Consider the following 20,090-nt stretch of genomic DNA (forward strand, 5'->3'; position numbering starts at 1 on the left):
TTTACTAAATTATGCAAAATATTCGGAATAATTATTGAAAGGGTTTACAAAACCTTTTTAAAATGGTATATTGAAAAAGCAAACCGGTTTACTTTTTTGTTTTTAAATTCCTATTCCCATAATAAAGGAGGTTTTATGGTGAAAACACATCCAAAATTAAATCATAAACAGCTATTACTCTATTCAAGTGTCATTCTCAGCTTCGCTATTTTGAGTAATGGACGAAATAGTTACGCTGAAGAAATTACCCAGGCACCAGAAACAACTATCAAAACACCCCCTCAGTCAACAGATCAAGAGACTAGCAAAGATACCACAAATCAAACTGAAAATACTACTGAAGGATCAAATGTTGCTCCAGTAATGACTGAATTGCAGCAAACACCATCCGTTCCAGAAAATAATCACCCATCCCCTAAGAAAGACCGTTATACCGACCTATTAGACGATTGGAATGCTATTATTGCTGGCAATGCTGTTTATGATAAAACCAATCCTGATATGGTAGCTTTCCATAATAAGGCTGAAAAAGAAGTTGAAACAATCATTCAGACCTATCAAGGACCAGAACTTCAAAACAGAACTTATCTCTGGGAGAAAACAAAAGATTACACTGCTTCTACTAATATTACACAAACTTACCGTGATATCGAAAAAATTGCCAAACAAGTAACCAACCCTGAATCGAATTATTATCGCAATAACAAAGCTATTAACATCGTTAGGGATGGTATGGCTTTTATGTATGACCACGCTTATAACCTTGAACGCGAAAATCACCAGACAACCGGCAAAAATAATAAAGAAAATTGGTGGGACTACGAAATTGGTACACCTAGAGCCATTAATAATACCCTTTCATTGATGTATCCTTATTTTAGCCAAGAAGAAATTCTTAAATACACAGCTCCTATCGAAAAGTTTGTGCCAGACCCAACTCGTTTTAGAGTAAACGCTGTCAATGCAAAGGATTTTCCTCCTTTTGAAGCTAACAGTGGTAATTTAATTGATATGGGGCGTGTCAAATTAATTGCTGGTCTACTTCGTAAGGACGACAAGGAAATCGCAGCCACTATCAAGGCGATTGAAAAAGTATTTACCCTTGTTGATGAGGGCAATGGGTTTTATAAAGATGGTTCCTTAATCGATCACGTCATTACCAATAAAAAAAGTCCTATGTATAATAAAGGAATTGCTTATACAGGTGCCTATGGTAATGTTCTCATTGATGGTCTATCACAACTCATTCCAATTATCCAAAAAACAAATTCACCTATGGGGCAAGACAAAATGGCTACCATCTATCACTGGATTAATAAGTCCTTTTTCCCTATCATGGTCAATGGTGAAATGATGGATATGACTCGAGGTCGTTCTATCAGTCGATTAACAGCCCAATCACATGTTGCTGCGGTTGAAGCTCTCCGCGCCATTTTACGAATCGCGGACATGTCTGAAGAACCACACCGAACAGCTCTCAAAACACGTGTGAAAACTCTTGTCACTGAGGGAATGCCTTTCTATAATGTATATGATAACCTTAAAACCTATCGTGATATTCAATTAATGAAAAACTTATTAGATGATGACTCTATTCCTGTTCAAAAAAGCAAAAGCTATGTTTCTAGCTTTAATAGTATGGATAAATTAGCCCTCTATAATGCCGATTATGATTTTGCTTTTGGCTTGTCCATGTTTTCTGATCGTACGCAAAATTATGAAGCCATGAATAACGAGAATTTACATGGCTGGTTTACTGCTGATGGTATGTTCTATCTATACAACAGTGACTTAGGACATTACAGTGACAACTATTGGGCAACCGTCAATCCTTATTATTTACCTGGAACAACTGAAACAAGTAAAAAACCACTTGAAGGCACTCCTGAAAACATTAAAACCAAATCTGATCAAGTTGGAATGACCAGTCTACCTGATGGTGCCTTTGTTCGTAGTGAAAAACTCACTGATACAAGTGCCCTAGCTGCTATGACTTTCACCAATTGGAATAAAAGCCTTATTTTGAATAAAGGTTGGTTTATTTTAGGAAATAAGATTGTCTTTGTCGGCAGTAATATCCAAAATAAATCTACTGATCCAGCTTATACCACTATTGAGCAACGAAAAGAAGATAAAAATCATCCTTACCTTACTTATGTCAACGGTAAAGCAGTCAATCTAACAGATCAACTAACTAATTTTAAAGACACAAAAAGTATTTTTCTTGAAAGTGGTGCTTCTGGTCGCAATATTGGTTACTATTTCTTCAAGCCAACAACACTTGCTATCCGTAAGGCGCTTCAAACTGGAAAATGGAATACGATAAAAGCTGATGATAAATCAGCTGCTGCTGCAAAAGAAGTTTCCAATACCTTTATTACCATCACACAAGAACACGCTGGAAACGGCGATAGCTATGCCTATGCTATGATTCCAAATGTAAGTCGCAAAGATTTTGAAGCAATGGTTGCCAATTTTGAACTTGAATTACTTGCAAATAATGATAAAGTAGCTGCCATATATGATCGCAAACAGCAACAAAAGTTCCTTATCCATTACGCAAAAGAAGGAACAACATTTGCCGGCATGTCCCTTCCTCAACAAGGTTTTTACACTTTTGCTGATGCTACCAAAAATGATCAAAAGGAGAAACAAGAACACAATCCAAGTCAAAACATCTCAGATAATAAAACTGATAAGTCCAGTTACCCCCAACCAACTTCATCAAATCAAAAGCGTATTCAAAAAGCGTTGCCAAAGGCTGGTCAATCCACCTCATCACTGGGACTATGGGGATTAACCTTATTAACCTTTACTTTCTTAACAAAGCATCTCAAAAAAGTAAGCCACAAAGATTAAGGCTAAGGCAAGTAGTTAATCATAAACTTTTGCTTACTAAAAATTAAAAGAGGGAACTGAGGTAATAACAAGGCTCCTAAACACAAAAAGCAATAGGCTATTGTCTGTTGCTTTTTGCATTATAAAGATTGAGATAAAAGCAATAAACCCACGTTTCACCTTAAATTCTTAGGGACTCATGAAGAATTAAGTTGGGCTACTTAATCAATTTTCTAAAGAGACTTCTTCAAGTTTTTCCTTTCAGTTTTGACAGTGGTAACTTTTGGCTAGATTAAAATTAGTGTTTACCAATCTAATTTTAGTCATTAAAGTAAACATTCTTTCAACTGTGCCACTAAACCTTTTAGTAAAACAGTTATCAAGGCTTGCCAACTATAAAAAAGCGAACATACTAGCGACTTAAATGTATAAGTCCTTTGTATGTTCGTTCTCTGTAGTTGATTGTGCTATAAGTCAAGGAGGAGTTTGAGGATTTATGGGGAATAATCCATAAATTGACAACCTAACTCCCTTAGAGATTAGAGTATTTTATCTATGTATTATTATTTTGACAACGTAATACCGTTACTGTTAGAAACTGTAGTACTACTAGTTTCTTTTACTACTGTAATTCCATTAGAAACTGTGGTATTTTCCTTATTTTTCTTCACAGAAACTGCATAAGGATTCCATGTTCCAGCATTATAACGGTCTAAAAGAACATCTTGAATTACATCAATCTTATGCTGATTAACTTCTTTCTCGTAACTGTAATAGGCATCAAGAAAAGCTTCAAGCATATCATTACTATATTTTGAGTAAAAATTATATTGATCAGTACCTTTATACTGATCAGCGCTAACGACTGTAGTCAATTGTGCGGCAAGTGTCATTGCTGAAGCTGCTGTTAATAATATTCCTACAATTTTTTTCTTCATGTGTAGAGTACTTCCTTTTATATATCATATTGTTATTTATGATGTCTTATCATAGTGCTTTTCCCGGGATAAAGGACTACAATAAAGACCATCTGATGTAACTTTATCAAAAGTTACCACTCTATTATATATAATTGCAATAGTTTTGTTATTATATTAGAATTTTTTATCAGATGATTAATATTTTTTATAATGGTTTTTTAACCAGCATTTTTCAAATAATGCTATGATACCTGCTCATAAAACTCAAAAACAAGTAAAAAGGAAGAAACTCTTCCTGCTCACTGCTCAGTTCTTCCTTTTTTTATTTTCAGTAAAACTTGCTCTTAGTGACGTTTTGGAGGATTATGAATAGCTTCGCCAAGAACATCTGCAAAGGCTTCATACATCACTTCTGAGAAAGTTGGATGCCCATGGATTGACAATAATAATTCATCAACTGTTAATTCTGATTCCATAATGGTTGCAGCTTCGTTGATGATTTCAGCGGCTGCTGGACCAATGATATGAACCCCAAGAATTTCATGGTATTTGGCATCAGCAATAACTTTTACAAAACCATGTGCTTCGTTTGAGGCAATCGCACGGCCATTACCAGTAAAGCTATTTTTACCGATCAGAACATCACCGTATTGTTCACGGGCTTGTTCTTCTGTTAAACCAACCATTGCCACTTCTGGGTGGGTGTAAACCGCAGCTGGTGTATACTTAAGATTGGCTTTACGAGTGGTATTACCATGCATGGCATTTTCTGCAGCTACTTCACCCATACGGTAAGCAGCGTGTGCAAGCATTTTAGTTCCGTTGACATCACCTGGTGCATAGATACCCGAAATAGAGGTTTCTTGATAGTCATTCACTTTAATACGATTGCGATCCATTTCAAGATTAAGATTTTCAAGACCATCCATTTGAGGCACACGTCCGATAGAAAGCAAAGCTTTTTCAGCGACAACTTCTTCACCATTGTTCAATTTCAAGGTCAGTTGATTATTTGCTTCTATGATTTCAGACACACCAACTGATGTTTTGATCTTCATGCCTTTCTTAGAAAGGATCTTTTGCAATTCAAACGATACTTCTTTATCCATTGCAGGAATAATGCGGTCTGCCATTTCAATAACGGTCACATCAACACCGTATGATGCCCAAACAAGTCCAAGTTCGATACCAACGACACCGCCACCCATAACAGCAAGTGATTTGGGCATTTCACGAAGGTCCAGAATATCATCAGAGGTTAAAACGAGTTTAGAGTCAATTCCTGGGATATTGATACGTGATACTTTAGAACCTGTTGCAAGAATGATGTTGCGACCTTTAATGGTTTGTGCCCCAATGGTTACAGTCTTGTCAGGGTTTACTTGACCAAGACCATTAAAGATAGTGACTTTATTAGCTTTAAGAAGGCCTTGAACACCACCTGTTAAGGTTTTAACAACAGTGTTCTTAAAGTCAACTGTTTTGTCCATGTCAATCGTGTAGTTAGTTGATGCAAGATTGATCCCACGACCTGCTGCAATCTTAATACCATCAAGGATTTCAGCATTTTTTAGGTAAGTCTTCGTTGGGATACATCCTACGTTCAAGCAAGTCCCGCCAAATTCAGATTTCTCAACAATGGCAACTTTACCACCAAGTTGAGCACCACGAATAGCAGCATAATAACCAGCAGGACCACCGCCAACAACGATAATATCATATTCATCGTCAGCAAGAGCCACTTTTGGTGACGATGAAGCAGCTTGAGCTGGTGCTTTTGGCACTTCAAGTCCAGCAGCTTCTAAATCTTCTGTTGTGCGAGCAACATTGATATCTGAAGAAGCTGGGCTAGAAACCTCAACAGATTCGCCTTCGGCACCAATATAACCGATAACTTCTGTTACAGGAACCGTTTCACCAGCTTGGCGCATAATTTTCAAAAGAACACCTGAGTCTTCTGCTTCAAGTTCCATATTGGTTTTATCTGACATGATTTCAAGAAGAATATCACCTTCACTGACAGTATCACCTTCTTGTTTTTTCCACTCGATGATTTCACCTTCTTGCATGTCAACACCGAGTTTCGGCATAATAATTTCAACAGCCATAATTATGATACAAAGAACGTCCAAATGCAACCGAATTTTGCGGTAAGTCAGAAATCTTTGATTTCGTTAACACACCCAAGTCAGGACGACTGACTTTCCGAGACGAATCTTGAGGAAAGTTAAGACGTCTACAACGCTTCGATTATTTAACTTTTTCCACTTTATTCCGAGCATTTAGTTCGTGTTTACATGTCACGAACTCGTTCTAAATCCTTTCTATTTTTTTGAGAAAAGAAGGATTATTAGTTTTCTTCTAATCACTTCTTTTGTCTTTGCGAGTGCTTTATTTTTTGTTCTAGCCCTTAAAAATCATCCAGATTTTTCAAGCTAATTCAATTTTTATCAGATCAATAATTCAAATGGATTTTCCATTAATTTCTTAAGGTCTACCATGAATTTTGCCCCATTCATACCATCTACCAAGCGATGATCAATGGTTAGACACATTGCCATAATTGGACGCACTACAATCTGACCATCAACAACTGTTGGAGTCGGAATCGTTGCACCAACGCCTAGAATAGCAGAGTTTGGTTGGTTGATGATTGGATTAAATGTCTTTGTGCCAAACATTCCCAAGTTTGTGATTGAAAAGGTTGAGCCAGACATTTCTGCTGCTTTCAGCTTGCCAGATTGAGCCTTTTTGATCACATCTTTAGAAGCAAGGACAAAATCTGACAAACTCATTTTGTCTGCTCCATGAACAACCGGCACAATAAGACCATCATCAAGTCCAACTGCAATACCAAGGTTAACAAAACGATGAAGTTCAATATCGTTAGCATCATTAATGAGAGAAGCATTCATGTACTCGTGCTCTGGTTTCATTAATGTCTTGACAACTGCCATACCAATTAGGTCGGTAAAACTGACTTTAAGACCTGTTTTCGCCATGATTGGATCGATTAACTTTTTACGAAGTGCAATCATTTCTGTCATGTCAATATCGTAGTTAAGCGTAAATGTAGGCGCAGTAAGGTAGGAGTTAGTCATACCTTTAGAAATAGCCTTACGCATAGCTGACATTGGCTTGTGTTCAACGCCTTCTGGAAGATTAACCACTTTTTCTTCTTTAGTTGCTGCTAGGGCTTTTGGTTCAGCTGGTTTAGTAGCTTCGAGGACTGCTACAATATCTTCTTTCATAACTTTACCATTAAATCCTGTTCCTGAAATGGTCGCCAAGTCAATCCCCTTGTCAATAGCCATTTTGTAAGCAAGTGGTGATGCTTTTGGTTGCGCTTCTTTAAAGTTCTCAACATCTTCTTTATGGACACGACCTTTTGGTCCTGTTCCTGGAACTTGAGTAAAGTCAATGCCCATTTCTCTAGCTACTTTACGAGCGGCTGGAGTGGCACGAACTTTACCATCTGTCCCTTGAGGAATAGTTGTCGTTGCTATCTGAGGAACTAGCATAGCAACATCTTCTTTAGAAGCAACTGCTGATCCAGCATTCGTTGAAGTAGGAACTGGAGTTTCTGTGGTTTTTTCGCTTGATGCGATTGTATCGACTGATTCACCTTCAACACCAATATAACCGATAATCTCAGTTACAGGTACCGTGTCACCAGCTGGGCGGACAATTTTCAATAAGATACCTGAATCTTCTGCTTCAAGTTCCATATTCGTTTTGTCTGACATGATTTCAAGGAGAATGTCACCTTCATTGACAGTATCACCTTCTTGTTTTTTCCACTCGATGATTTCACCCTCTTGCATGTCAACGCCGAGCTTTGGCATAATAATTTCAAATGCCATTTCTACATCCTTTCACAATTTATAAGCGTCATTGATAACTTTTCGCTTTACATTATAGACTTGTCACCTAATTCCCTTTGTTGACCATTTTTACAATAGCTGCCTTGATTTTTTCAACATCTGGCAAGATAGCTTGCTCAAGAACACGCGCATAAGGTACCGGAACATCCTCGCTTGCCAGACGAACAATAGGATGATCAAGGTAATCAAAAGCTTCACTTTCAGTAATCATGGTTGCAATTTCACCAATGAATCCACCTGTTTTGTAAGCATCATTAACAAGCATCAACTTACCTGTTTTCTTAACAGATTCAATGATCAATTCTTTATCAAGTGGAATGAGGGTACGTGGGTCAACGACTTCAACGTTAATACCATCTACCGCCACTTCTTCAGCCGCTTGAAGAACACGTTCCAACATACGACCATATGACACGATTGTCAAATCAGTTCCTTCACGTTTGATATCACCTTTGCCAAGTGGAATATAGAAATCAGGGTCTTGATTAACTTCTTCTTTTTTACCATAAAGAGCTTTGGGCTCCATGAAAAGAACAATGTTGTTGTCACGAATAGCTGATTTTAATAATCCTTTAGCATCGTTTGCATTACCTGGAGCAACAACCTTAATCCCTGGAATATGGGTCAACCACGCTTCAAGAGATTGTGAGTGTTGGGCAGCAGAACCAATACCTGAACCGGATGCCACGCGGAAAGTAACTGGTGTGATTAAGCCACCACCAAACATATAATTGTTTTTAGCACCATTATTAACAATAGCATCCATCATGATAGTAAGGAAATCCATGAAAGTAACATCAACGATTGGACGAAGCCCTGTAATGGCAGCACCAATGGCAGCACCAGAGATAGCAGCTTCTGAAATTGGTGTGTCTTTAACACGTTTGGCACCAAATTCTTCAATCATTCCAACAGAGGTCCCAAAATCACCCCCATAAACACCAACATCTTCTCCCATAAGGAAAATGTTTTCATCCTTGCGCATTTCCTCAGTCATGGCAAGGTTGACTGCTTCGCGCAGAGCCATTAATTTTGTTTCTGACATAATCTAAGATACCAAGCCCGTAAGAGCCACTACAAAATAGAAAGGCGCAGATACTAGCACTTAAAAAACTTACCTTTTTGTATGGTCTTATCGGTCAGATTCAATGACATTTCGCCATGAACCTGTTCCTTTCTTTATATAAATCGTTATAAAATCAAATCTAAGCCTGAAAAGTTTTTAAAATTATAATCCCAACTCTTCATGATAAAAGTTCCAGTGGCAAAGATAAATTGTCTTGAAAGTCGATATTTTCCTATTCACATTTATACTTTCAAGGTTGATTGTTAACCGTCTGTTGTCAATGCCTCATCCCCTTGTCACTTAATCAACCCAAACATCTTCAAAAGCGACTGAAAGTTCCGGATCTGGACTGTTTTGTGCAAATTCATAGGCATCGTCAACTTCTTTTTTGACTTGTGCTTGAATAGCATCCAATTCGTCATCAGTAGCAATGCCTTCACTTGTAAGATAAGTGCGATACTTGAGCATTGGATCTTTTTCTTTCCATTCATTAACTTCTTCTTTAGTACGGTATTTGCCAGCATCTGCCGTTGAGTGACCAAACCAGCGGTATGATTCTACCTCAACGATAGCTGGACCGTTTCCACCACGAACGTGTTCAACAGCTTTGCCCATTGTTTCATAAACAGCCATCACATCATTTCCATCCTCACAATAAAAACCAGGAATGCCATAAGCTTCTGCACGAGTGTACAAATGAGGGGTGTTTGTCGCATTGTTAATGCTCATTGAGATGCCATAACGGTTATTGATGATAAAGAAAATAACAGGAAGTTTCCATGTTGCCGCCATGTTTACTGACTCATGGAACGACCCTTCATTAGTAGCACCATCACCTGAAAAAGCAACTGCAATATTATTAGTTCCTTTGTATTGTTGTGTTAGAGCAGCACCTACTGCAAGTGCATAACCACCACCAACAATACCATTCGTGCCATAATTTCCTTTTTCAAAATCAGCCAAGTGCATAGAACCACCACGTCCTTTAGAAACACCAGTTGCTTTACCTGCAAGCTCCGCCATCATTTTGTTAAGATCCATATCTTTAGCAATTGATTGACCATGACCACGGTGGTTTGAGAAAATAATATCATCATAAGTTAAGTGAGCTACTGCACCAACGTTAGCTGCTTCTTCACCAACAGAAAAATGGGTCATCCCTTGTACAAATCCACGACGGACAAGTTTATTAATACGTGAATCAAATTCACGAATACGTTCCATTTTTAGGAACATATCCAAATGTTGTTCTTTAGAAACTGTTACCATTTTGACCTCCATATTATCATATTACTTCCCTATCATAAAACTTTTATTCACAATTTGCAAATAATTAAACCGCTTTCTACCTTATCTTATTAAGCTTCAACAAAGATTTATAGTTTGTGAAATCACAAACACATCTGTACTAGTGAAATTTAAAATATTATATAACAGTTTGTCCTAAAAATACTTTTTAATAGCCAAAAGCTAACCTTCTTTACTACCTATTCTTTATTCTAAAACTACCAAATAAGCCTTGGAAAGATCTATCCAAGACTTATTTAGCAGTTAAATTATTCTAATTGTTCAGCGATTTCTTCCCATTCTTCCATCAGAGTTTCTTGCTCTTGGTAAAGCTGATCCAGTTCTTTTTGCCAGATGATTAATTGTTCGGTATCGTTTGAAGCAAGCATTTCCCCCTGAAGATCAGCCATACGCTCTTCAATACTTTCCAATCTTGTTTCAATTTCCTCGTATCTCCGAGTGAGACGGCGACGTTCTTTTTGGCTAGCCTTCTGAAGTTGGTAGTCATTGGTAAGGGTTTCTATCCTTTCTATCGGCTCCTCTGTTGCTGCTAAACGCGCTAATTCTTCTAGCTCTGCCTTTTTCTCAAGGAAATAATCATAGTCACCTAAGTAAAGGGTTGAGCCATTTTCAGTCATTTCCAAAACTTTTGTTGCTAGACGGTTGATAAAATACCGATCATGACTAACAAATAACAAGGTGCCATCAAAATCAATTAAGGCATTTTCTAAAACTTCTTTACTGTCAATATCTAAGTGATTGGTTGGTTCATCCAAAATAAGGAAATTATTGTTTTCCATAGATAATTTTGCAAGAAGCAAACGCGCTTTTTCACCACCTGATAACATGGCAACAGATTTTTTGACATCATCTCCTGAAAAGAGAAAGGCACCAAGACGATTCCTAATTTCCACTTCCGGAGTGGTTGAAAAATCGTGCCATAATTCTTCAAGAACTGAATTACTTGGGGTCAAATAAGACTGGGTTTGGTCATAATAGCCTGTTTCAACATTAGCGCCGTACTTGATTTGTCCCTTGATAAATGGAATCTGTCCAATGACAGATTTAATTAAAGTTGATTTTCCAACACCATTTGGACCAACGATAGCAATGGCATCCAATTTGTTTATTTCTAAGCTAATAGGCTCTGATAGAACGTGCTGATCATAACCAATAGCTGCATCTTCAATTCTTAATACGACATTTCCTGACGGTTTGTCAGCCTGAAAGGTCATGTTTGCTGATTTTTGTCTGATAGTTGGTTTGTCCAGACGTTCTATCTTTTCTAATTGCTTGCGCCTAGCCTGAGCTCGTTTGGTTGTTGACGCCCTAACAATATTTTTTTGAACAAAATCTTCTAACTTGGCAATTTCTTTTTGCTGTTTGTCGAAATGCTTTTCTTCAGTGGTTAATTTTTCCGCCTTTAATGCCATAAAGCGTGAATAATTTCCAACGTATCGGTCTAAACGGTTTTGAGTAAGATCCAGAGTAACGGTTGCTACCTTATCCAAAAAATAGCGGTCATGACTGACGACAATAAGTGCCCCTTGATAATTCGCCAAATAGTTTTCTAACCAAGCGATTGTCTCAATATCCAAATGATTGGTCGGCTCATCTAGTACCAACAGTTCAGGTTTTTCCAATAGCATTTTTGCCAAGGCAAGACGGGTATTTTGTCCCCCTGACAGCTCTGCAATGGTCATTTCCCACATACTCTCATCAAACTTAAAACCATTTAAAATTGCCTTAATATCTGATTCATACGTGAAGCCATTACGCCGCCGAAAACTTTCAGTCAACCGATCATAATCTGACATCAAACATGATAGTTCTTCACCAGACACTCTTGCCATCTCCATCTCCATATGCCGAAGACGCTTCTCATCCTGTCGTAATTCCTCAAAAACTTTAAGCATCTCGTCATAAATCGTCTTATCTGATTCAAAACGGCTATTTTGTGCTAAATAAGATAAGGTTAAGTCTTTTTTAGTATTAACTTCCCCACTGGTTGGGGTCTCTTCTCCAACCAGAATTTTAAGCAAGGTTGATTTGCCTACCCCATTAGGACCAACCAAGGCAATCCGATCACGTTCATCAACCTGCAACGATATGTTTTGAAAAAGAACATCTCCTGAAAATGAGCGTTCTAACTTGTTTCCTTGTAAAATAATCATAATTTTATTGTAGCAAAAAAATGCCCTTTTGAGGACATTTTCAACTTGATTTCGAAAAGAAATCCATCTCAGCTTTCCATTAATCTGATTTGCTTATCAGTAAGAGGAAAACGCTTTGTTTAGTGTGTCTTTTTTTCTTGAGGGGCTTGAGTAGAAGGTTGTTGTGTTAAGGTATCAACAATTTGTACAACTTGTTCTGTCACAGTCGAAATCTTGTTGGCCAAAATGGAGTTGCTATGATTAGAATAATAAATCAAGCCAAAAACAACGATGACTACTAATAAAATTGTCTGCAGAACGCTTTTAATTAACTGCCACAACAAACGTAACACTTGCTTAGGCAACCACAAAATAAGAGACATTATTTTTTTCATTGCTGATCCTATTTGTCTCAAATGATCTCTAAGACAGCCTTTCTTCTTTTTGATAATGAACCGGTAGCCAATCCAATAACACTTCTAGTTGCCTGTTCCAATAATACCACTCATGATCACCATGGTCTTTCCGGTAGTCCACCTCAAGTCCTTGAGCTCTAAAATCTGAAATAGCTTTTTCATTGGCTTCAAAAAGAAAATCCTCGTAGCCACACCAAGCATAATATTTTGTCTTACCGTCGCTTTCTGCCACCATATTTTTAAGGTAATGCTTATCAAGGTTGGGGTCATCAAACTGACCAAAGACTCCTTGCCAATATGCTGGCTGACCCAATTTCCTCTCAAGCAAGGTCTCTGGTGAAAAATCCAAGGCTCCCGAAAAAGAGGCAGCATAAGAAAACCTGTTACTTTTTAGTGCCCATTTGAAAGCACCGTAACCTCCCATTGATAAACCTGCAACAAAGGTTTTTTCACGCTTTTGACTCATATTTGGAAAAAAAGAAGCTAGTATCTGAGGTAATTCCTCCGCTAAAGCTTGGTAATAATTGAGTCCATAAGCCGTATCAGTGTACCATCCCAAATCCGTTGATGGCATAACCACTATTAGATTCGTGTGACGAAGCAACCGTTCAATATCTGTCCGCTTTTGCCATGAATTTTCATTGCCCCCCATTCCATGCAAAAGGTATAATACGGGAATATCCTTGTCCCCTTGATCTTCCTGTGAAATCTCAGACTGGTCTGGATAAATCACATTTACCCCACGTTCCATAGCTAACACTTGGGAATGGTACTCAATATGGATACTTGCCATTGTTTACTCTCCTTCATCCATTCACATGAATTTTGCAAGGGAAAAGAAATATTATTCTCGTCAAATCCCAAAGATAAGTCTCATCTCAGATTTTTTAACCCATGTCTAAATGAGTCATTAAGAAACCAAATTTCTCATCAATCAAAGAAGGTAGGCAATGTTGCTTACCTCTCTTCTTTAACTTAACGAACTTCCATCACGACTGGTAGAATAGCTGGGCGTCGTTTTGTTTGTTCAAACAAGAACTTGGACAAATCATCTCTGACGTTCCCCTTTAATTCGCTCCAGTCAAAGTTATCTTTTTGCAAATAATTATCAACGGTTGCATTAACCAACTCAGCGCTCTCTCTTAAAATATCACGGCTTTTTTTCACGTAAACAAAGCCACGCGTATTGACTTTAGCTTTAGAAATAATCCGTTTCTCCTTTTTAGAGACCGTAATCGCAACAATAAAAATACCATCTTCTGACAAGACTTTGCGGTCCCTTAACACGATATTGCCCACATCACCAATAGCATTGCCATCAATCATGACATCACTAGCAGGCACACTTCCTTCATGAAGAAAGCCTTCTTTGTTAAGCACCATCATATCGCCACGTTTCATAATGTGAATATTTTCTGGGAGAATACCAACTTCCTCAGCCAATTTAGCATGTGCAGCTAAATCTCGGTACTCACCTTGAACAGGAAAAAGGTATTGTGGCTTTATCAAATTCATCAGCAGTTGCAAGTCACGACCATTAGCATGACCAGATACTCGCAGATTTTGAGTAATTAGCTTAACAGAACCACCAGCCTTGTAGATAAGGTTTTCAACACGTGCTACCATCGCTTCTTTGGCTGTGCTTGGTGTTGTCACAATATAAACAAGGTCACCATCTTTAATCTGGACATAGCGATGACGCCCTGCTGCCATTTTCTGGAGACTATTAATTGGTTCCCCCATGCGACCAGCTTCAAGAATGATTAACTCATGGTCCTCAAATTTAGACATGTCTTTTGGTTTAATTAATAAACGTTCATCAGTAATCATTAATTTTTTCAAACGTAATGCTGTTCTCACAGTATTTTCAACATCAGTTCCTGTCAAAACCACACGACGTCCGTAAGTCACCGCTGAATCAAAAACCTGTTGAATCCGAACAAGGTTAGATGCCACTGCTGCAATGATAATACGCCCCTCAGCATCAGCAATAACACTGTCCATTTCCTCACCAACTTCAGATTCACTAGCAATCTGATCATTGCTAGTAGCATTGGCTGAATCCGATAAAAGTGCAAGAACGCCTTCTTTTCCAATTTCAGCTAAACGCAACAGGTCTGTTTGATACCCTTCACGGGCAGCTTGGTCAAACTTAAAGTCACCTGTGTAGACAATATTTCCTTGATCAGTTCCAATTACCACTCCCAAACTTTCAGGAATCGAATGCGTTGTTTTAAAGAAAGAAACTAAGCCATCTCGAAATTCAATTTCGGTATCATTGTCAACAACATGGAAATTGTTAAATTTCTTAGTGCTATTGTTACTTTTCACAAACAATTTTGCCAATTCAATGGTTAATTCAGAGCCAAAAACTGGAGCTGATACTTCTGCTAAAAGATAAGGCAAGGCGCCAATAGCATCCGCATGACCATGGCTCACGAAAATCCCTTGAACCTTGTCCTTATTTTCAATGACATAATCTAAATTCGGAATGACTAAATCAACCCCTAATTGTTCATTTTCAGGATATTTAAGCCCTGCATCTAAAATGAACATTGATTCATTAATTTCTACCAAATAGAAGTTTTTGCCGTATTCACGGACACCTCCTAAGGCAACAATTTTTATATCACTCATGATACTCCTCTAAGATTTTTTTATAACAAACGGTCCTTACTTTGTAAGTCGAATTACTGCCTTGTAGCTTAGCTACTATCTTTTACAGTATATCATATTTTAGGAATTTTTTCTCCAAATAGCCCGCATCCATTCTTATTATTTTTACTAAATTAAGAAATCAACTGTCTAGAGGCAATTTTTTAATGATTGATTTCTTAGCTTTTTAATCAAAAAGTTGATAATAATCAGCAATAGTCATTCTTGCTTTTTCAGCTTGATTTAAATCTTTAATTAGTTTTCCATCTTTCATCACAATAAGACGATTCCCATAAGTTAAAGCATCTTCCATGTGATGAGTGATCATGAGGGCTGTTAGTTGATCCCGCCAAATAAACTCGTCTGTTAACCGCATCAAGGACTGACTTGTTTTGGGATCAAGAGCAGCTGTGTGTTCATCTAACAGTAAAAGATCTGGTTTTTTTAAAGTTGCCATTAGTAAGCTAAGCGCCTGTCGTTGCCCACCAGATAAGAGACCTGTTGGTGTCTCTAAATGGTGTTCCAAGCCATTTCCCGTCCGTTTAACTAAGTCTGCAAAAGCTGCCAAATGCTCTGTAAGCTTTCGTGGGGTAAACGGGCGCTTCTCACCTCTTTGCTTCGCAATTAAGAGATTTTCAACCACTGTCATTCGAGGAGCTGTTCCCATTTTAGGGTCTTGAAAAACCCGTGATAGGTAAACGGCTCTTTTTTCAGCTGACCAGTTGGTTACATCCTGCCCAAGAATTTTAACTTGCCCATGCGTCAAAAAAAGCGTTCCTGCAATCACATTAAAGAGAGTTGATTTCCCAGCACCATTCCCCCCTAAAATCGTTAAAAAATCATGTTCGTAAATGGTTAAAGACACATCGTCAAGGATTCTTTTGACAGCCTCAAAACCATTAGTGACTTCTACCGTTGCATTTACTAATTCAATAACTTTTGTCATCGTGATAACCTAACCCCCTTAAAGAATCGTTTCTGTAGTACCGGCACCATCAAACATATAGCCAATACAAGGGCACTAAATAATTTCAAATAGTTGGTATTAAATCCTAAGGCAATAACAGACGAAATCAAAAACTGATAGAGGATTGCACCGACCACAATAGCGATCAAGCGTTCCAATAATGTCAAACCTGTCGAATAAAGCACTTCCCCAACAATAATGCTTGCTAGACCAATCACAATGACCCCAATCCCTTTTGAAACATCCGCATAACCATCTTGTTGGCTAATTAGGGCACCTGACAAAGCAATCAAAGCATTCGAAACGACCAAGCCCATCATTTCCATACGATCCGTCTTAATACCAAAACTTTTAGCCATATCACGATTATCCCCAGTCGCGATATAGGCTTGTCCAATATTGGTATAGAAGAAATAAATTAAAAGACCAATAACAATCCCAACCGCTAAGAAGCCCGTCAACAGACTATTGAGATCAGCAGAAAAAGGCAAATAATCTTGGACACGTTTATTATCATGTAAGCCCAAATTAGCTCTCCCCATCACCATTAGCATAATGGAATTACAAGAAGTCATAACCAGAATACCTGCTAAAATCGTTGGAATTTTCCCCTTAGTATATAAGAGACCTGTTATTAAGCCTGCTAAAGCACCTGCTACCATCCCAAGAAAAGTAGAGACAAGAGGGTCCACCCCCAAACTAATCGTCGTAACTGAAACAGCTCCGCCTAAAGGAAATGAGCCTTCAGTGGTCATATCAGGAAAATTTAAAATTCTAAAAGTTAAATAAATCCCTAATCCTAAAATCCCCCAAAAGAGACCCTGTGTAACTGATGAAATAATCATAATCGTCCTTTCTTTTATTTCCTTACAAATGTTGCTGACGTTAAGAGGTTTTTAGGAATGGTGATTCCTAACTCTTCTGCCGTTTTCTTATTCAAAAATGGTTTCCCGTGATCAACAATCATAACCGGAACTTCTGAAACGGATTTCCCTTTGATAAGCTCCAAGACCTGATTAGCTGTCTCAACACCTAGCTGATATTGACTTTGAGAAATAGAAGCTAGGCTTCCCTCCTCAACCATAGTATCAACACTTGAATAGACAGGAATCTTGGCTGCCCGGCTCGCACTAATGACAGATGAGAAAGCACTGGCAATCGTATTATCTTGGGGGATAAAGACCGCATCTACCTTACCTAACATGATTGACATGGTCGTCGGAACTTCGTTTGTTGACGGTACAGCATAAGGAATAACTTGATATCCTTTTTCTTGTGCCAAATGACTAAACTCTCTAACTTGAGATAAGGAATTATCCTCATTACTGGCATAAAGGACTCCAATTTTTTTTACGGTTGGTGTCAAGTCAGAAATCAAATCAACAGTTTGTTTAACTGGAACCTTATTTGACAAACCAGTTACATTTCCTTCTGGTTTTTTTAACCGCTTAACCAACTTGGCTCCAACTGGGTCAGAAACCGCCGCCATGACTACTGGAGTATCCTTGGTAGCAGCAGCTAATCCTTGAGCAGCCGGTGTCGCAATACCAACCACAATATCACTGCCAGCCCGAATTAATTGCCGACTCATGGTTTGAATCTTACTTTGATCTCCTTCGGCATTCATTAGCTTAATGCTAATCTTTTGTCCCTTAGGTGCTCGTTTTGCTAGCTGATCTTCAATCCCTTGCTCAATTTGATCAAGGGCCGCGTGGGTCACTAATTGTAAAATCCCAATCTTAATTTCTTTTTTAGGCGCTAGCTTATCTCCCGACTGTCCTGAGGTTCTTGAAAAGAGCGCTCCTATAACCATAATGGCTAGAAGAATCAGGGTACCCATTAAACGTTTATTTTTCATATCTTTCCTCTCACTTCTTTATTATTCAAAAATGACTAGAGCACAACTCAAAGAAAAAACGCTTAGTAATAACTACTAGGCGCTTTTTGTGAAATCCCATGTCAGCGCATAGATACCTTTTTAGAAGTACTCTAAAAGTCGTATCTATGCCAATCCATAAACACAACTTATCTATGCCAACTTTGCCAAATTATCAAGTATCGTGCTTGTGCCATTATGGACTTCCTTTCTTGCTTTTTCCAATATTATAACCTAAATAGAAGATATTGAAAAGGCTTTTAAGCATATTTTTAACTCATTATTTATGGTATAATGGAGAAATTAGAATCCAGAAAGGAGAAACCATGTCTTTTGACGGCTTTTTCTTACATCATTTAACCAGGGAACTCAAGGATGTTTTACTCTATGGTCGCATTCAAAAAGTCAACCAACCCTTTGAGCAAGAACTTGTTCTGACCATTCGGAATAATCGCCAAAACTATAAATTACTACTATCTGCTCATCCTGTTTTTAGTCGCATTCAAATCACTCAAGCGGAATTTCAAAACCCACAGGTGCCAAATACCTTTACCATGATTATGCGAAAATATCTTCAAGGAGCTGTCATTGAACAGTTTGAACAAATTGAGAATGATCGTATTGTCGAAATGAAAATCTCCAATAAAAATGAGATCGGTGATACTATCCAAACCACCTTGATTATTGAAATCATGGGCAAACACAGTAATATTATGCTTGTTGACCGTTCTGAAAATAGAATCATTGAATCCATTAAACATGTGGGATTCTCTCAAAATTCTTACCGAACGATCTTACCAGGTTCTACTTACATTGAACCGCCTAAAACAGGAGTTGCTAATCCTTTTAACATCTCAGACTTGCAATTATTTGAAATGCTTCAAACCCAAGAATTATCTGTCAGAAATCTACAAAAACACTTCCAAGGTTTAGGAAGAGACACTGCTAAAGAACTTTCTGAAAGTCTCACAACTGACAAGTTAAAACATTTCCGAGCCTTTTTTGCTAAGCCCACACAAGCAACACTGACGGTAACTTCTTTTGCTCCTATTGCTTTTTCTAACAGTCAAGGCAAATTTGACACACTTTCTGAAATGCTTGATGTTTTTTACCAAGATAAGGCTGAGCGAGATCGCATTAACCAACAAGCAAGTGATCTCATTCATCGTGTTCAAAATGAATTGGAAAAAAATCGCAACAAACTCCTTAAACAAGAAGCCGAGTTATTAGCCACTGAAAATGCAGAAGTCTTTCGTCAAAAAGGAGAATTATTAACCACATTTCTCAGTCTTGTCCCCAATAATCAAGACAAGGTGACCTTGGATAATTATTATACAGGACAAAAAATTGATATTGCCTTAGACAAAGCTTTGACACCTAACCAAAATGCCCAGCGTTATTTTAAAAAATATCAAAAATTAAAAGAGGCTGTCAAGCACTTATCTGGTTTAATCACTGACACTAAGCAAAGTATTTCTTATTTTGAAAGCGTCGAATACAACTTATCACAGGCTAATCATGAAGATATTGAGGACATTCGTGACGAGTTATTTCAAGCAGGCTTTTTAAAAAATAGGAATCGGGATAAACGTCATAAGCGTCAAAAACCAAAACAATATTTGGCTTCTGATGGTAAAACCATTCTGATGGTTGGGCGTAATAATCTCCAAAATGAAGAATTAACCTTTAAAATCGCCAAGAAAGGTGAACTGTGGTTTCATGCTAAGGATATTCCGGGCAGTCATGTGATTATCAAAGATAATCTGAATCCAAGCGATAATGTCAAAACAGATGCCGCAGAATTAGCTGCTTATTATTCTAAAGGCAGATTTTCAAATCTCGTTCAAGTAGACATGATTGAAGCCAAAAAACTACATAAACCAAGCGGTGCAAAACCAGGATTTGTGACCTACACAGGGCAAAAGACACTGCGTGTTACTCCAAATGAAGAAAAAATTCAATCTATGAAACTGTCATAAGTCCCCTAAACATAAGGCAAAACTAAAAAAGTTCTCTTATTGGAAACAT

The 20,090-nt window shown here is 37.9% G+C and carries 14 protein-coding genes; 2 read left to right on the forward strand and 12 right to left on the reverse strand.

Going from position 1 to position 20,090, the window contains the following annotated elements:
* The first annotated feature begins 138 nt into the window (after positions 1-138).
* On the forward strand, positions 139-2,859 hold the full coding sequence (locus tag H346_RS09575) for a polysaccharide lyase 8 family protein (RefSeq protein WP_037562467.1): 2,721 nt from the start codon (positions 139-141) through the stop codon (positions 2,857-2,859).
* Positions 2,860-3,401: 542 nt separating this feature from the next.
* On the opposite strand, the gene H346_RS0102135 is transcribed toward H346_RS09575, so the two are convergent.
* The 12 genes from H346_RS0102135 to trpX all read right to left on the reverse strand — a co-directional run bounded on the left by H346_RS0102135 (position 3,402) and on the right by trpX (position 18,044).
* Positions 3,402-3,776, reverse strand: coding sequence for a hypothetical protein (locus H346_RS0102135; RefSeq protein ID WP_027969629.1), 375 nt, complete (start codon positions 3,774-3,776; stop codon positions 3,402-3,404).
* 326 nt (positions 3,777-4,102) lie between these two features.
* Complete coding sequence (gene lpdA, locus H346_RS0102140; RefSeq protein ID WP_027969630.1) at positions 4,103-5,866, reverse strand: dihydrolipoyl dehydrogenase; 1,764 nt, start codon at positions 5,864-5,866, stop codon at positions 4,103-4,105.
* A 342-nt stretch (positions 5,867-6,208) separates the two neighbouring features.
* Positions 6,209-7,621 (reverse strand): dihydrolipoamide acetyltransferase, encoded by a 1,413-nt coding sequence (locus tag H346_RS0102145; protein ID WP_027969631.1) that lies wholly within the window; start codon positions 7,619-7,621, stop codon positions 6,209-6,211.
* A gap of 67 nt (positions 7,622-7,688) precedes the next feature.
* On the reverse strand, positions 7,689-8,687 hold the full coding sequence (locus H346_RS0102150; RefSeq protein ID WP_027969632.1) for an alpha-ketoacid dehydrogenase subunit beta: 999 nt from the start codon (positions 8,685-8,687) through the stop codon (positions 7,689-7,691).
* A 321-nt stretch (positions 8,688-9,008) separates the two neighbouring features.
* Positions 9,009-9,977, reverse strand: coding sequence for a thiamine pyrophosphate-dependent dehydrogenase E1 component subunit alpha (locus H346_RS0102155; protein ID WP_027969633.1), 969 nt, complete (start codon positions 9,975-9,977; stop codon positions 9,009-9,011).
* A gap of 287 nt (positions 9,978-10,264) precedes the next feature.
* Complete coding sequence (locus H346_RS0102160) at positions 10,265-12,169, reverse strand: ABC-F family ATP-binding cassette domain-containing protein (RefSeq protein WP_027969634.1); 1,905 nt, start codon at positions 12,167-12,169, stop codon at positions 10,265-10,267.
* 119 nt (positions 12,170-12,288) lie between these two features.
* Positions 12,289-12,543: a hypothetical protein gene (locus H346_RS0102165; protein ID WP_027969635.1), complete on the reverse strand. Its 255-nt coding sequence runs from the start codon at positions 12,541-12,543 to the stop codon at positions 12,289-12,291.
* A gap of 28 nt (positions 12,544-12,571) precedes the next feature.
* A complete protein-coding gene (locus tag H346_RS0102170; protein ID WP_027969636.1) occupies positions 12,572-13,357 on the reverse strand; it encodes an alpha/beta hydrolase in 786 nt (261 codons plus the stop codon).
* Positions 13,358-13,539: 182 nt separating this feature from the next.
* Positions 13,540-15,201 carry a ribonuclease J gene (locus H346_RS0102175; protein WP_027969637.1) on the reverse strand — a complete coding sequence of 554 codons (1,662 nt, stop codon included), beginning with the start codon at positions 15,199-15,201 and terminating at the stop codon, positions 13,540-13,542.
* A 205-nt stretch (positions 15,202-15,406) separates the two neighbouring features.
* On the reverse strand, positions 15,407-16,165 hold the full coding sequence (locus H346_RS0102180) for an ABC transporter ATP-binding protein (RefSeq protein WP_027969638.1): 759 nt from the start codon (positions 16,163-16,165) through the stop codon (positions 15,407-15,409).
* Positions 16,162-17,031, reverse strand: a complete 870-nt coding sequence (locus H346_RS0102185; protein WP_027969639.1) for an ABC transporter permease — start codon at positions 17,029-17,031, stop codon at positions 16,162-16,164. Before H346_RS0102185 ends, H346_RS0102180 begins: the two co-directional genes overlap by 4 nt.
* Before the next feature lie 14 nt (positions 17,032-17,045).
* A complete protein-coding gene (gene trpX, locus H346_RS0102190) occupies positions 17,046-18,044 on the reverse strand; it encodes a tryptophan ABC transporter substrate-binding protein (RefSeq protein ID WP_027969640.1) in 999 nt (332 codons plus the stop codon).
* A 344-nt stretch (positions 18,045-18,388) separates the two neighbouring features.
* Between trpX and H346_RS0102195 the strand changes: the two genes are divergently transcribed.
* Positions 18,389-20,041, forward strand: coding sequence for an Rqc2 family fibronectin-binding protein (locus H346_RS0102195; RefSeq protein ID WP_027969641.1), 1,653 nt, complete (start codon positions 18,389-18,391; stop codon positions 20,039-20,041).
* Positions 20,042-20,090 lie beyond the last annotated feature (49 nt).

The sequence above is a fragment of the Streptococcus castoreus DSM 17536 genome, from assembly GCF_000425025.1.
Lineage (GTDB): Bacteria > Bacillota > Bacilli > Lactobacillales > Streptococcaceae > Streptococcus > Streptococcus castoreus.